This window comes from Vibrio sp. Y2-5, from assembly GCF_014596725.1.
In the GTDB taxonomy this organism is placed as follows: Bacteria; Pseudomonadota; Gammaproteobacteria; order Enterobacterales; family Vibrionaceae; genus Vibrio.
In genome coordinates this window covers 25,226-38,973 of record NZ_JACVEG010000006.1, presented here as the reverse complement: position 1 = coordinate 38,973, position 13,748 = coordinate 25,226, and the positions used below count along the sequence as shown (strand labels likewise).

Sequence of the window (13,748 nt, the reverse complement as noted above, 5' to 3'; positions counted from 1 at the left end):
GACGCGTGCATAAAACCGCATAAGTTAAATTTACGCTTAGTTTAGTTTACCGTCAGGAACGAACACATAACCTAAGCCCCATACTGTTTGAATGTAGCGTGGTTTACTCGGGTCTACTTCCAGCATACGACGTAAGCGAGAGATTTGTACGTCAATCGAACGTTCCATCGCTGAGTATTCGCGACCTCGAGCCATGTTCATCAGTTTATCGCGAGATAATGGCTCACGAGCATTCATCACCAACGCTTTTAGCACTGCGAATTCACCTGATGTCAAAGGCATTGGCTCATCGCCACGGAACATCTCACGGGTACCTAAGTTAAGGCGGAACTCACCAAACTCTACTAACGACTCTTCAGAACTTGGTGCTCCCGGCGCTTCAATAGTTTGACGACGCAATACCGCTTTAATACGAGCCAATAACTCACGAGGGTTAAAAGGCTTAGTCAGGTAATCATCCGCACCGATTTCTAAACCAACGATACGGTCGATCTCATCGCCTTTCGCCGTCAGCATCAGAATAGGAATCATATTGTTTGAATTGCGCAGACGACGACAGATAGATAATCCGTCTTCTCCAGGCAACATCAAATCCAACACCATGATATGGAAGGTTTCACGAGTTAATAGGCGGTCCATTTGCTCACTGTTCGCAACACTTCTAACTTGGAAGCCTTGCTCAGATAAGTAACGTTCCAACAGCGCACGCAGACGTGCATCGTCATCGACCACTAAGACTTTAAAGTTTTCTTGCATTTACGCCCTACCTATTTCGTTATTCGACCCATTTATACTCAAGTCACCTCAAGATGCAGGATTCAGAGCTTCATCAACGAGTTCAGGTCAAGCTCAATAACGGTAGGAATGGCATCCCCTTTTTACCGTTACTGAGCGCAGAAATGAGCTCGTTGATGGGCTCCCAAAGGGCGAGTTTTATTCGCTCCTATGCTGCGTTACTGATTTTCTACGTAGAATAACTATGTCTTCAAATCCGTGCCTTGCCTAAGAGCGAATAAATTCTCGCTGAACAAGTATCTTGAAGTGACTTGAGTATACGTCTGGGATAGTGAAATGTAACACCGTTCTGACGAAAGTAATTCAAAGAATTGTTAACGTTTATTTCTTTTTTAGCTAATGTAGCAGCCAGTTGCAATTACCATAAGTCAGGAACATGAAGACAAACCTTATTACACGTGAAGGCTTTGATCGTCTAAAAAAAGAACTGGATACATTATGGCGCGAAGAACGCCCTGAAGTAACAAAAAAAGTGACTTGGGCAGCCAGCCTAGGTGACCGCAGCGAAAACGCTGATTACCAGTACAACAAGAAACGATTACGTGAAATAGACCGTCGTGTTCGTTATCTGAGAAAACGTCTTGAGCAGGTGAAAGTCGTAGACTACTCACCTCAGCAGGAAGGCAAAGTGTTCTTTGGCGCGTGGGTAGAGATTGAAAACGAACATGGCGATTCAAAAGCTTTTCGTATTGTTGGGCCGGATGAAATCTACGGCGACGCAAAAGGTTATATCTCGATTGATTCACCCATGGCTCGCGCACTGCTGAAAAAAGAGGTGGACGATGAATTTGTGGTTCACACACCTGAAGGACCGAAAGAGTGGTTCGTCAACGCTATTCGCTACCAAGCTTAAGACTTTGAAACAGTGAAGCAGCGTATGACTCAAGACTGGAAAAATCTGCTTCATACCCCCATATAGCCCTATTAGTACCAATGAATTAAAGAGATCTACGGATGAGCCAAGCTATCTGCCAATTGATTGCCAATGAGCTAAACGTTCGCTCAGAGCAAGTCATCGCAGCCGTCAACCTAATTGATGATGGCAACACTGTTCCTTTTATCGCTCGTTACCGTAAGGAAGTGACTGGTGGTCTAGATGATACCCAACTGCGTACTCTGGATAGTCGACTGTCTTATTTACGTGAACTTGAAGACCGCCGACAAACCATTCTTAAATCGATTCAGGATCAAGGCAAACTCACGCCTGAATTAGAAAAAGCCATTTCTGAAAGTGACAGCAAAACCCGCCTTGAAGACCTGTATCTGCCATACAAACCAAAACGTCGCACTAAAGGTCAAATTGCTATCGAAGCAGGTTTGGAACCATTGGCAGACAAGCTTTGGAACGAGCCACAAACAGAGCCAGAATCGGAAGCTGCACGCTATATTGCCGCAGACAAAGGCATCGAAGATGTCAAAGCTGCTCTGGACGGTGCTCGCGCTATTATCATGGAGCGCATTGCTGAAGATGCAGACTTGCTGGAGAAAATCCGCCGCCACTTGACTCGTAATGCTGAACTGGTTTCTCGCGTAGTTGCAGGTAAAGAGCGTGAAGGAGAGAAGTTCAAAGATTACTTTGAACATCAAGAGCCAGTGAGCAAAGTGCCATCTCACCGCGCTTTGGCAATGCTTCGAGGACGTAACGAAGGTTTCCTCTCCCTCACTCTGAATGCCGACCCTGAGCTTGAAGAAACCGCTCGTCAGTCTCATTGTGAAACCATTATTGCGGAACATTACGGTATTCATTTGAGCCAAGCACCAGCAGACACATGGCGAAAACAAGTCATTAGCTGGGCATGGCGAATCAAGGTTTCTATGCATATGGAAACCGAGCTGATGGGCACCATGAAAGAGCGTGCTGAAATCGAAGCCATCAACGTATTCGCAACTAACCTGAAAGATCTGCTGATGGCGGCTCCTGCTGGACCTAGAGCAACCTTAGGTTTAGACCCGGGTCTGCGTACTGGTTGTAAAGTGGCGGTGGTGGATTCAACCGGTAAAGTGCTTGCTACCGATACCATTTACCCGCACCAGCCACAAAACCAATATGACCGAGCAATGCAGACGGTTTCGGCACTGGTTAAAAAGCACAATGTCGATTTGATTGCGATTGGTAACGGTACGGCTTCTCGTGAAACTGATGCCTTCGCCGCAGAAATGATCAAACGTGATGGCTTGAAAGTACAAAAAATTATGGTCAGCGAAGCGGGCGCTTCGGTTTACTCTGCCTCTGAGTTAGCGGCAAAAGAGTTTCCGAATATGGACGTGTCTTTGCGTGGCGCGGTATCTATTGCTCGCCGTCTACAAGACCCACTTGCCGAGCTCGTTAAAATTGACCCTAAATCAATCGGTGTGGGTCAGTATCAGCACGATGTAAGCCAATCTCTGTTGGCAAAACGCTTGGACGCAGTTGTGGAAGACTGTGTAAACGCCGTCGGCGTGGATGTGAATACCGCATCTCCAGCCCTATTAACCCGTGTTGCTGGCCTTTCAACTGTACTTGCGCAGAACATTGTTGACTACCGTGACGAAAATGGTCGTTTCAATGCTCGTACTGATCTTAAGAAGGTCGCTCGTTTAGGACCTAAAGCTTTTGAACAGTGTGCGGGCTTCCTACGCATTATGAACGGCAAAAACCCACTGGATGCCTCCGCAGTTCACCCTGAAGCCTATCCTGTGGTGAAAAGCATTGCAGAGAAAAACAAGCAAGACATCAAGGCGTTGATCGGTAACAGTGACTTCCTCAGTAGTTTGCGCGCTGTGGATTACACCGATGAAAACTTTGGTGTACCAACCGTAAGCGACATCATCAAAGAGCTTGATAAACCGGGACGAGATCCGCGCCCTGAGTTTAAAACTGCCACTTTTGCTGATGGTGTTACCGAAGTTTCTGATCTAGAGCCGGGTATGGTGCTGGAAGGCGTTGTTTCCAACGTAGCTAACTTCGGCGCCTTTGTTGATATTGGCGTTCACCAAGATGGTTTGGTGCATATCTCTGCGCTGACCGATCGTTATGTCTCCGATCCTCGCGAAGTAGTGAAAGCAGGTGATATCGTTAAAGTCAAAGTGATGGAAGTGGACGTGCAACGTAAACGTATTGCACTTTCTATGCGCCTGAACGATGAACCGGGCCAAGACAGCCGCCCTGCTCGCTCTGACAATACTCAGCCAAGGAGCACTCAGCCAAGAAACCAACAACCTCGTGGAAACAACCGTTCTTCCCAAGGCAATGGGGCTAATCGCGGTCGTAATGAATCTCAAGGTGGTGGCTTTAATAGTGCCTTTGCGGATGCATTTGCAAAAGCGAAACGCTAAGTCAACTTAGTGAAACATCAGTGCTGAAAATGAAAATCCCCATCGCATGTGCTTTGGGGATTTTATTTTGCCTGCTGCGAAATAACGATATTCATAATATCGCTATCACTTCTGACGGAACATTTGGCGCCACAGCATGACCATAGTGGTACTTAATTACAGTACGCCTGCGAGCCATTTTTCCAACAGTTATCGCATCATCAATGACACGTTTCGGTAAACGAAACCGCATTGCATAGCCTTTACCTTGCTCTTCACTGTATGTGGCGAGTGCTAACAGCTCAAACAGCCTATCTAGTTCGCTGTGTCGCTCTTCTTGATAAGAGGATTGTGCTTCATGTTCAGTCACTACATCATAATCTGGATGTTCTGACGGATCCCATGACGCCCGCTTTCGCCTTTTATCATCAGCTCTTACATTACGTTCCGAGTTGGTTCTAACCAGCTCAACGGTCGGCATCACAGGTTCACGGACTTTATTATCTCGTGCAACCTGTTCTGTCTGAACGTTCACTGATGGGGCGATAAGTGGCACACTAACGTTAGTCGGTGACACAATCATAGCCGAAACCTCCTCAGTATCGCCCAGCCCAATAAGACAGAGTTTTCCTTTGTCTCATCGGGTTAGCTTATTTATCGACCAATCTGTGTAAATATTTAGCACAAAAAGAAAACATATTCATATCAGATAGCTAGCTTCTTTTTAACTATTAGCTACGGGCAAAAGTGATCAACTGCTGACAGAAAGCATCCAGTTCGGTCATAAACGGTGCATGGGATGATTCGGTGAAAATGTACTGTTCACTTTCTGGCACAAATTGCTGCAAGTCTTGCGCGACTTTGATCGGTACCAGACCATCTAAACGTCCGTATAAACGTAGCATAGGAACAGAAATATGAGGCAGTTGTTCACGTAAATCGACATCAGCCAGCATCTTGAGCCCTGCGAGCAAAGCATTAGGGTTAGGTGTAGGACGAGACAATACCGCTTGCTTCAGCGTCTTCACATCTTGTCTTGCAGAAGGACTTCCCATTGCCTGCAAAGCCATAAAGCGCTCAATGGTGAGTTGGAAATCCTCAACCAACTGATCCGTAAATGCGGCAAGCACATTGGGTTGGATGCCTCGCCAAGGTTTGTCTGCGGCAAATTTCGGTGAAGAGGCAACCGTCACCAGTTTGCTGACGTAATCACGATGATGCAGCGCCATATGGGTCGCAACAAGTCCACCAAGTGACCAGCCAATCCAAATCGCATTTTTCGGTGCCTGAACCATCAGCGCCTGAGCGATCTCTTCTAGGTTTTCAGCATGACAATTTGCACTGTGACCATATCCCGGTAGATCGACAACGTGAACACGAAACTGAGTCTCAAGAATATCTACTGTCTGTTGCCAAACCGCGCCATTCATTCCCCAACCATGCACTAATACGATGTCCGGCCCACTGCCACTGACTTGCCAATACAACTCTGAAGTCATAGTCACACTCTCTCCTACTTTATCCATTCAATCCATTTTACAGAAAGCACAAGGTATTGATTCCATCTTTTTGAGGCAAAAAGCATGTTATCCGATTGGTTTCAAAAAGCTACGCTGCTGCAATTCAAGCTCAATGTCGCCCAATGGTTATCCCCACAATGCCCCATTTGTAAGTTGCCATTAAATAGCAAGGATCCTTACGGCGTCTGTTCTGCCTGTGAGGTTTGGTATGCTCCAACGCCTCGCTGCCAACGTTGTGGCTTAGCGACACTGACACCAGTAGACATGTGTGGCCTATGCCTTTCAAAGCCACCGCTTTGGCACAGGTTGTATTGTATCGGGGACTATCAATTTCCATTAAGCAATAGCATCCACCAGCTCAAATATCAGCGCCAGTTCTGGCAGGCACAACCGCTCGCCAAGCGTCTCTCTAAGTGTATTGATGACCCAGCTCCCGTGATAACCAGTGTACCGTTGCATTGGCAGCGATATCTACATAGAGGCTTTAACCAAAGCGACCAGATTGCTAAACACTTGGCAGCATATCTGGGTGTGGAGCATCAGACAAAACTATTTTCCCGAGTGCAGAATACCAAAGCCCAACAGGGTTTAGACAAGACTCAACGCAGACGCAATTTGGCTCAAGCTTTTCGTCTCAACATCCGCCCAAACGGTCATCATGTTGCAATCGTGGACGATGTTGTCACCACAGGGAGTACTGTGCAGCATTTATGTCAACTGCTACTTGAAGTGGGCGTCGAAAGGATTGATATTTACTGCATATGCCGCACTCCTGAGCCGAAAGATAATCCCTAAAGCCCCCGCTTCAAATCAAAAGGGCTGGATTCTTCCAATCACTGGAGTAGAATGGTGACCAAATAACCTACAAATGCACTCAGGTATTCGTCGTGTCAAATATTAACACTATAACTATTACTGAATCTGCTCAGTCTCACTTTGCAAAACTGCTTTCTCAGCAACCTGAAGGCACAAACATTCGTGTTTTTGTCGTAAACCCAGGAACACAAAATGCTGAATGTGGCGTTTCTTACTGCCCACCAGAAGCGGTTGAAGCGACAGATACTGAGATTTCATTTAGCGAGTTCTCTGCTTATGTTGACGAACTAAGCCTACCTTTCCTTGAAGATGCGCTGATTGATTTTGTTACCGACAAAATGGGATCACAGCTAACGCTTAAAGCACCAAACGCGAAAATGCGTAAAGTGGCTGATGATGCAAGTCTGATTGAGCGTGTTGAATACGCAATCCAAACTCAAGTAAACCCACAACTAGCAGGCCACGGCGGCCACGTAAGCCTAGTTGAAATCACCGATGAAGGTGTTGCAATTGTTGCTTTTGGCGGCGGCTGTAACGGCTGTTCAATGGTCGATGTAACCTTGAAAGAAGGTATTGAGAAAGAGCTACTGGCTCAGTTCGAAGGTGAACTTACTGCCGTTCGCGACGCAACAGAACATGACCGTGGTGACCACTCATACTACTAATGAGTCACGACAAAAAAGCTGATGCCAACACGCATCAGCTTTTTTATTTCTATCGACGATGAAAGTGATATTTTAAGTTGCGACATTTTCTCATATAGTAAGAAAACTAATGCAGTGAAGGAGTAAGTGAATGTCATCCAAATTACCGGAGATTCTCGCCAAGAACGTAGTGGCTAAGTCAAAGCTATTTTCTATCGAAGCACTCGATCTTCGTTTTTCGAATGGAGAGCAACGCACTTACGAACGAATGAAACCCAGCGGCCGCAATGCCGTTATGATGGTTCCGGTGACCGAGCAAGGTGACCTGTTATTAGTCCGCGAATACTGTGCCGGAACAGAGCGCTATGAATTAGGCTTTCCAAAAGGTCTGATTGATCCGGGAGAAACTGCCGAAGCAGCAGCAAACCGTGAAATGAAAGAAGAAGTTGGCGTCGGCGCACACAAACTTACCGCGCTAAAAGAAGTGGTACTGGCTCCCTCTTATTTTTCGAGCAAAATGACGCTCTTTATTGCACAAGATCTATACTCTGAACAATTGGAAGGTGATGAACCCGAGCCTCTTCAAGTGGTTCGCTGGCCTTTAGCCCAAGCTGAAGAGCTGCTTACTCATTTAGATTTCTGCGAAGCTCGCAGTATCACCGCCCTGATGCTTACTCTGCGCTACTTACAATAATTACCGCCAGAGTTATAGGAAAGATTATGCCAACAGCCAAAGATCTCTCTCATCTATTACCAGACGTCATCGAAATTGCTCGCTCTGCCGGTCAGTTGATCCTCGATATCTACGAGAAAAAATCTTACCAAGCGTTTACGAAGAAAGACGAAACCCCTGTCACCAGTGCCGACCTCGCAGCGCACAAGCTGGTGATGGAACGTTTGAAAGAGTTAACACCGGATATTCCAATTCTCTCTGAAGAAGACGCAGATGTCAGTTTACAAACGCGTGAGACTTGGCAGAGATACTGGTTGGTAGATCCGTTAGATGGCACTCAGGAATTTATCGCTCGTAGTGGCGACTTTGCTACCATTATTGCTTTGGTTGAACACAACCAACCGGTAATGGGTGTGGTCTATGGTCCGGTTTCAGGTGTCACCTACTATGCTTACGCGGGTAAGGGCGCTTGGAAAATCCCAGATATGTCTGAGAGCCTGCGCATCCGTACTCACACACATGAGTTGCCTAACCAGTCGATTGCGATTGCTATCAGTCGTCGTCAGGACATCAACCGTATAACCAGTAAACTCAGTAGCGCTTGGAACTATGATTTAGTTCCTCTAGGTTCTGCTGCGCTAAAAGCGTGTTTAGTGGCGGAAGGCGCTGTGGACTGTTACTTACGCTTGGGGCCAACCGGTGAGTGGGATACTGCAGCGACACAATGTATTGTCGAAGAAGCGGGCGGACGTATTTTGAATACCAACCTAGAACCGCTTTCATACAATGAGAGAGAAACCTTGGAAAATCCAAATTTCATCGTGTTAGGCGATGCGGACCTTCCTTGGGATAAAATCCTGAAATGCTAATCAAGCGTGTTTTAAGTTAAAAAGGCGAGAACCCAGTTCTCGCCTTTTGCTTATTTGTCACCGCACAATGCCGCTTGTTATAAGCGATCTTGGTGCTTAAACGCATAACGGCCTTGAGCATCTGGCTTAGGTAACCATTTAAGTTGCTCAGCTAACTGCTCAGGAAATTCGGCGCCCACCTTAAACCAACCATCTGCCTGATAAGTGCGGTCTGGATTCAACTGAGCTGAAAACTCGCTGTTTACTTGAGTGCTCTCTTGGTTGCCCTTGATCTTCAACGTATTCTCGCTGCACTCTAAATCCGCAATCACTTGTGCCAGCTGTAACGAGCCTAGTGGCGACTCCACATTCGCGGAACTCCACGCTAATGTACCCAGAGCAGTTGAACAAAATGGCGCTTGATAACGGTATTCTTTGAGTGACAGTTCCAACTGACCTTGCGCCACAATAGGAACAGCAATAGGTAGTTGTCTAAGAACGACATCTGCCGGAATAGAAGCTATTATATTCTCCGCATAAAGACCCGCTAAGCCATAACCAATCGTGCCTTTGCCACGTAAGCTCAGTTCACTGTCTCGACCAAAGCGAACATCAACTTCAGCTTTTGCACCCAGCAAAGCCGAAGGTTTAAACTGCCAGCTGACGTCACCGAAGTTACGATTCTGCCAACGTACTTGTTCCACCTTGCCTTGCCATAAAGAACCTTGAATTCCGGTCACCTGCAATTGCGAAGGTAGTGGCAGGTGTTTAATCACAAACTGTGCTGGAAGATGTACCAATGCACTGGCAACGAATACCGCTACAAACACCATTCCGTAACCAACAACTTTCTTCAACTTAACCGCCTCGTTTTAACTGTAAGCGTTGCACTTCAACCACACCTGCTTGTTTACTGCGTTTGATGTCCATAAAGTCCACATCCACACCTTGCTGTTCTTTAAGGTAAGCAACCCAAGCAACCAACTGAGAAAATGGTAAAGGCTGTATCCACACCTGCATCATCTCTCCACGAGGCTGCATACGAATAAGCTCAATCTTAAATTGACGAGTCGAGGTAGTGATCACCTGATTCAACGGGGTTGAACTTCGCACAACTCCGCCTTGTTTACGCAAAGCGGTAATTTTATCTGCACTGTCAGCAACCCATGTCAGCAGTTGCTTCTCTGATTGGATTCGACTTTTAGCTTGTGCACTTCGCTCGCTGAGCGGCTGTAATACTCCCCAAAAAACTATCGCAACCACCACTAAGAGTGCACAGATCGATACCATCACCTTTTCACGCTGATTAATGCTTTGCCACCAGTGTTGAAGTGGCGCTATTACTTTATTCGCTATTTGCTCACTCATTGCCAACACCTACTTCTGCTTCAACACAAATGAACCCGCAACCACATCGCCATTTTTGTTCACTTGACCTTGTTCCACAATAAACTGTTCAGCAAGCTTCAATCTCGCCTGTTCAAAGCTTTGGAAGTCCTTGCTTGTGGTTTCTAAGCGTACTTCACCTCGATTGCTATCAAACTTAATACTTTGCAGTTCCATGCCTTGAATACTTCTCAGCGTTGCGGGCAGTGGTATCAGCCATTCCAAAACGGTCCCCTGCGCGCTTCCACCTTGCAGCGCATTGAGTTCATCGTTCATTATCCGCTTGAGGTAACTCACGGTTGGAATTTTCTTTCGCTCAGGAAATACTGTACGGAATATACGTTCACTTTCCACACGATAGGCTTGAACTTGTTGCTCAAGGCGGTGAGTTTCTAAAAGCTTATAGCCAATAAGCACGGTAAGGAACACAAGTGCAGCGTACGCCGCTTTCCGCCAAATGCGCCAATACTTCAGAGAGGAAGACTTCACTCTAAAGCTGCCGGTTAACATATTCACTTTGCTTTGTAGAACCTGCTCCGTCAGCAATTGCATGACTAATGGCGAAGGCGTGAAATGCCAATCTTGACCATCAGCTAAACTAAGTTCTGGCAAAGGGGTATAAGCAGTTAAAGGTAAAAAGTTGTCGCCCTCTTTGACCCAGTCAGACTGACTAAATAATTCAAGCCACTCGTTATCAACACAAATTCCCTCTGAGTCACCTCTGCGGATTAGCCACTCTTTTCCCAACTGAACCGCGGCTAAACCTTGCTGGACTGGTACAGTGAGCACATCTGGAACCACGCGTTTAACCGTTATCCCTAACGAAGTAAGCTCATCAATACAAGATTGCATAAAATCACGGTCAATCCCGGCTACTTCGACGACATTACCCATTTTTTTGAGGATACTAAAGTGCATATCGTCAACATCTTGCGCCACTTCATCTTCAATCAGATAAGGCAACATAGATTCAATTTTACGATTGGCGCCAGCAGGTATTTCCACTCGACTCAAAACCACGTCACTGGCCGACATCAAAACGATCGTTGCACGCTGTTCAGCGTATGAGCGAAGTTGTCCAAGTTGTTCCCAACCTGTAATTTCTCCGCTCGCAATCACTTCTTGCTGTGTTGAAGACCACACCAACCAAGGGATAATGGCTTCTTTTTGACTACTCAGTCGAACGGTCAGAAACTCGCTCACTGATTCCTCCAAAGCGACGGCGAACCACCGTTGCAGTTTCTCGATTATCACTAAAAAACAGGCTGCGAAGTCTCACGCGCGCCTCATCCACTACCACTTGCACATCTAATTCAAAATACTGGCTATCGACGGTTAAATAACCTTTAGCCTGATCGATAATGCTGTCGCCTGTCGCGGCGATTTGAGCCTCAGCTAAAAATGCGTCAACACTGGCCCACCCATCAAAAGGACGATTTTTCAGCACTGCTTTCGCATTCGATTCAGACAAATTTGGACTGAACATCGCCGCTAATAATTTGGCATTTTCAGGTGCTAATGTATTCACATTGAGTCGCCAATCATCGGTTGGCAATACGCACACATAAGGCGCTACTTTTAGCATCACGTCGCCAGTAACTTGCTGAATGGCGCGTAACTCGCTAGGTTCCGCTATTAAGCTGTTTGCAGCCATGTAAGAGGGTGACATTGACTCATAATAACTGTCTTCTGCACCGTAGGTACTTTGCACTATATTATCACCATCAATGAACTCTCTTGTGGAATCTGCGATCACTTCAGCCTGATAACTATCAACTTGCAATTCTTCCAAAAGCGTCTGCCAAACACGTAGCAGGTACGGTTTGCTATTGCTGCCTGAGCTGGGTTCAATCGAATTCAATACATTGAGATTGAAACAGGCTTGCTTATCATAAATGTGCCCGCGCAACTGCCCGTAGTCCAGAGGATAAGTTTGCTCTTCTAAAGCCCATACCTGACTCAAATTGATGGTGTCGCTATCCTTGTAACTTTGTTCAATCGCGACAGTCGCCAAACCTTCAGCGCCTACACTATACCAATAGGCTTGCTGATAATTCACTTGATGGCTAGCTCGTTGAAACTGAGTAAACAATCTCTCAGTCATCGTAGCTGCGATTGATACCATGATCGCCAGAAGTAAAAGCACGACGATCAGTGCGACACCCCGTTGAGACCCTTTGTGTCGAAAAGAACGAGGCTGAACATTCCTATACCGAACACGGTTACGAGGCATCTGCGCCTCCTTGTCCCGCGCCACCAGCAACGAGATAAATACGTTCAATATCACCATAATCTGCCAGCGTCATCTTCACTGCTATCGCATCAGGCAGGGCCATGTTCTGTTCCCAAGTATCGCTCCATTTACCTTCGAAATAGAAACGCATGCTCCAGCTATCGACTTGAGTCAGTATTGGGGTAACAATCCCATCTTGCCCTATCGGGGTATCCGGATAACGCCACCAGATTTTTTCCAATACACCGTCTCTGATACGGTAAGCCACTTTAGTGATTTCACCACGAGGAAATTGCTGTTGCGGGTTACTCCAACCTAAGCGGGTAAATACGATTCCCTTTTGCTCCGACTCAAATAGCGCATCTTGCCAAATAATAAACTGCTTACTTGGTTCTCCGCCTTGTGTGCGGAATTGACGAGCTGCAATTTGGCGAAAATCAGCATCCATAAGCACTACGGCTCGATTGATTTCATTCAGCCGCGTTGTCCGTTGCTGTGAAAGCTCATTGCTGCGTTGTACTTGATTTAAAACTTGGTAGGCACCGATGCTCAAGCTGGCAAAGATTGCGATAGCCACCAACACTTCAATCAATGTGAAACCGTTATTTCGCATTCTTCTTCTACTTCGCGACATAACTTCGCACCGTAGTTATAGGGCTTGCTGTTTCATCTACCGATACACTGATATCAAAAGCACTTAAGTAGCCGCTAGATGTTTCGATAGGAGTGACTTTCCAATACCAAGTACGTCCCGCCAGTGATTCTGTGCCCTTCTTGGCTCGAAATTCCTTGGGTGCCAGCATCACTAACGCCATTTGATTATCTATCACCATGGAAGCAAAGGTTTTTTCTTCCAGATATTGAACCGTATTAATGTGTTGACTCACCGCTCGTATCACACTGACCGCCGCGGTAGCAAAAATGGCTAACGCAACTAACACCTCAAGCAAAGTAAAGCCTTTATGCTTTTTCATCTTGCTCTCCCGGTGCGAATAAACGTATCTGCCCATTTTCTTCAACCACAATGCGCCAACTGTCCGCACGCGACTGCTTTGGATGAATGCTAACCACAAAGGGAGTGACTTCACCACTCGACAGAATGAAGATCTGTGGAGGCTGCTGTTTTTGCTCTTCAGCAAACATCTCATGATCAAATAGTGAGTCCGACTCAAACAATCGCTCATCGTTGGTCCAAGCATTACCACCCAACTGAAAATCGGTCACTAACTCTGAAGGGAGCTTCAACTCAGAACCAAACTGGCGTTTTTCCAGCATTTTCCAGCCTTCCTCAGATAATTCGAGAAAGAGAAAAGCACCTTTTATATCATCGATTCTTAAGCCAAAATCGCGCCCGCTTAAAATGGCTTCTTCATTGATAAGCTGAATGCGCTGGAACAGACTCTGTGCTGCCAGCTTGGCTTCATTTTTCTGAGAAACAGGAAATGTGGCAATAACAGCAACAGCACTGACCGATATCAGCACTAGCACCAACAGTATTTCCAGTAATGTAAAGCCGCGAGATTGCTTCATGAAAGAAAA

16 protein-coding genes are annotated in these 13,748 nt (G+C 46.3%); 6 read left to right on the top strand and 10 right to left on the bottom strand.

The features are described from left to right. Nucleotides 1-36: 36 nt before the first annotated feature. Entirely contained in the window at nucleotides 37-756 is a 720-nt protein-coding gene (ompR, locus tag HUO09_RS14810) for a two-component system response regulator OmpR (RefSeq protein WP_167411201.1), read from the bottom strand. A 415-nt stretch (nucleotides 757-1,171) separates the two neighbouring features. Between ompR and greB the strand changes: the two genes are divergently transcribed. Both greB and HUO09_RS14800 read left to right on the top strand, forming a co-directional pair. Continuing rightward, nucleotides 1,172-1,648, top strand: a complete 477-nt coding sequence (gene greB / locus HUO09_RS14805; protein WP_167413467.1) for a transcription elongation factor GreB — start codon at nucleotides 1,172-1,174, stop codon at nucleotides 1,646-1,648. A gap of 101 nt (nucleotides 1,649-1,749) precedes the next feature. Further along, nucleotides 1,750-4,110: a Tex family protein gene (locus HUO09_RS14800; RefSeq protein WP_188234458.1), complete on the top strand. Its 2,361-nt coding sequence runs from the start codon at nucleotides 1,750-1,752 to the stop codon at nucleotides 4,108-4,110. A 91-nt stretch (nucleotides 4,111-4,201) separates the two neighbouring features. Here the strand turns inward: HUO09_RS14800 and HUO09_RS14795 are convergent, their stop codons facing one another. Together HUO09_RS14795 and bioH are read right to left on the bottom strand one after the other, a co-directional pair. Beyond that, nucleotides 4,202-4,672, bottom strand: coding sequence for an ATP-dependent Lon protease (locus HUO09_RS14795; protein WP_167413465.1), 471 nt, complete (start codon nucleotides 4,670-4,672; stop codon nucleotides 4,202-4,204). Nucleotides 4,673-4,820: 148 nt separating this feature from the next. Further along, nucleotides 4,821-5,588, bottom strand: a complete 768-nt coding sequence (gene bioH / locus HUO09_RS14790; protein ID WP_188234534.1) for a pimeloyl-ACP methyl ester esterase BioH — start codon at nucleotides 5,586-5,588, stop codon at nucleotides 4,821-4,823. A gap of 84 nt (nucleotides 5,589-5,672) precedes the next feature. Here bioH and HUO09_RS14785 point away from each other — a divergent pair, with 84 nt between their 5' ends. From HUO09_RS14785 to cysQ, 4 genes are all read left to right on the top strand, one after another. Continuing rightward, the gene (locus HUO09_RS14785) at nucleotides 5,673-6,404 is read left to right on the top strand and encodes a ComF family protein (protein WP_188234457.1); all 732 of its coding nucleotides are present in this window, start codon (nucleotides 5,673-5,675) and stop codon (nucleotides 6,402-6,404) included. Nucleotides 6,405-6,505: 101 nt separating this feature from the next. After that, nucleotides 6,506-7,090, top strand: coding sequence for a Fe-S biogenesis protein NfuA (gene nfuA / locus HUO09_RS14780; RefSeq protein ID WP_167413468.1), 585 nt, complete (start codon nucleotides 6,506-6,508; stop codon nucleotides 7,088-7,090). Between the two features lie 130 nt (nucleotides 7,091-7,220). Next, the gene (nudE, locus tag HUO09_RS14775; protein WP_102941256.1) at nucleotides 7,221-7,763 is read left to right on the top strand and encodes an ADP compounds hydrolase NudE; all 543 of its coding nucleotides are present in this window, start codon (nucleotides 7,221-7,223) and stop codon (nucleotides 7,761-7,763) included. 26 nt (nucleotides 7,764-7,789) lie between these two features. Next, the gene (gene cysQ / locus HUO09_RS14770; protein ID WP_167413463.1) at nucleotides 7,790-8,611 is read left to right on the top strand and encodes a 3'(2'),5'-bisphosphate nucleotidase CysQ; all 822 of its coding nucleotides are present in this window, start codon (nucleotides 7,790-7,792) and stop codon (nucleotides 8,609-8,611) included. A gap of 77 nt (nucleotides 8,612-8,688) precedes the next feature. Here the strand turns inward: cysQ and HUO09_RS14765 are convergent, their stop codons facing one another. The 7 genes from HUO09_RS14765 to gspH are packed head-to-tail and all read right to left on the bottom strand — an operon-like array spanning nucleotide 8,689 to nucleotide 13,739. After that, a complete protein-coding gene (locus HUO09_RS14765) occupies nucleotides 8,689-9,447 on the bottom strand; it encodes a type II secretion system protein N (protein WP_167413462.1) in 759 nt (252 codons plus the stop codon). Between the two features lies 1 nt (nucleotide 9,448). Then, nucleotides 9,449-9,958, bottom strand: a complete 510-nt coding sequence (locus HUO09_RS14760) for a type II secretion system protein M (protein WP_188234456.1) — start codon at nucleotides 9,956-9,958, stop codon at nucleotides 9,449-9,451. Between the two features lie 9 nt (nucleotides 9,959-9,967). Further along, nucleotides 9,968-11,179, bottom strand: coding sequence for a type II secretion system protein GspL (gene gspL / locus HUO09_RS14755; RefSeq protein ID WP_167413460.1), 1,212 nt, complete (start codon nucleotides 11,177-11,179; stop codon nucleotides 9,968-9,970). Next, nucleotides 11,148-12,209, bottom strand: a complete 1,062-nt coding sequence (gene gspK, locus HUO09_RS14750; RefSeq protein ID WP_188234455.1) for a type II secretion system minor pseudopilin GspK — start codon at nucleotides 12,207-12,209, stop codon at nucleotides 11,148-11,150. Before gspK ends, gspL begins: the two co-directional genes overlap by 32 nt. Beyond that, nucleotides 12,199-12,843 (bottom strand): type II secretion system minor pseudopilin GspJ, encoded by a 645-nt coding sequence (gspJ, locus tag HUO09_RS14745; RefSeq protein ID WP_167413458.1) that lies wholly within the window; start codon nucleotides 12,841-12,843, stop codon nucleotides 12,199-12,201. Before gspJ ends, gspK begins: the two co-directional genes overlap by 11 nt. Further along, nucleotides 12,830-13,183, bottom strand: coding sequence for a type II secretion system minor pseudopilin GspI (gene gspI / locus HUO09_RS14740; protein ID WP_188234454.1), 354 nt, complete (start codon nucleotides 13,181-13,183; stop codon nucleotides 12,830-12,832). The genes gspJ and gspI overlap by 14 nt, the downstream gene beginning before the upstream one ends. Continuing rightward, complete coding sequence (gspH, locus tag HUO09_RS14735) at nucleotides 13,170-13,739, bottom strand: type II secretion system minor pseudopilin GspH (protein WP_188234453.1); 570 nt, start codon at nucleotides 13,737-13,739, stop codon at nucleotides 13,170-13,172. The genes gspI and gspH overlap by 14 nt, the downstream gene beginning before the upstream one ends. Between the last annotated feature and the right edge of the window lie 9 nt (nucleotides 13,740-13,748).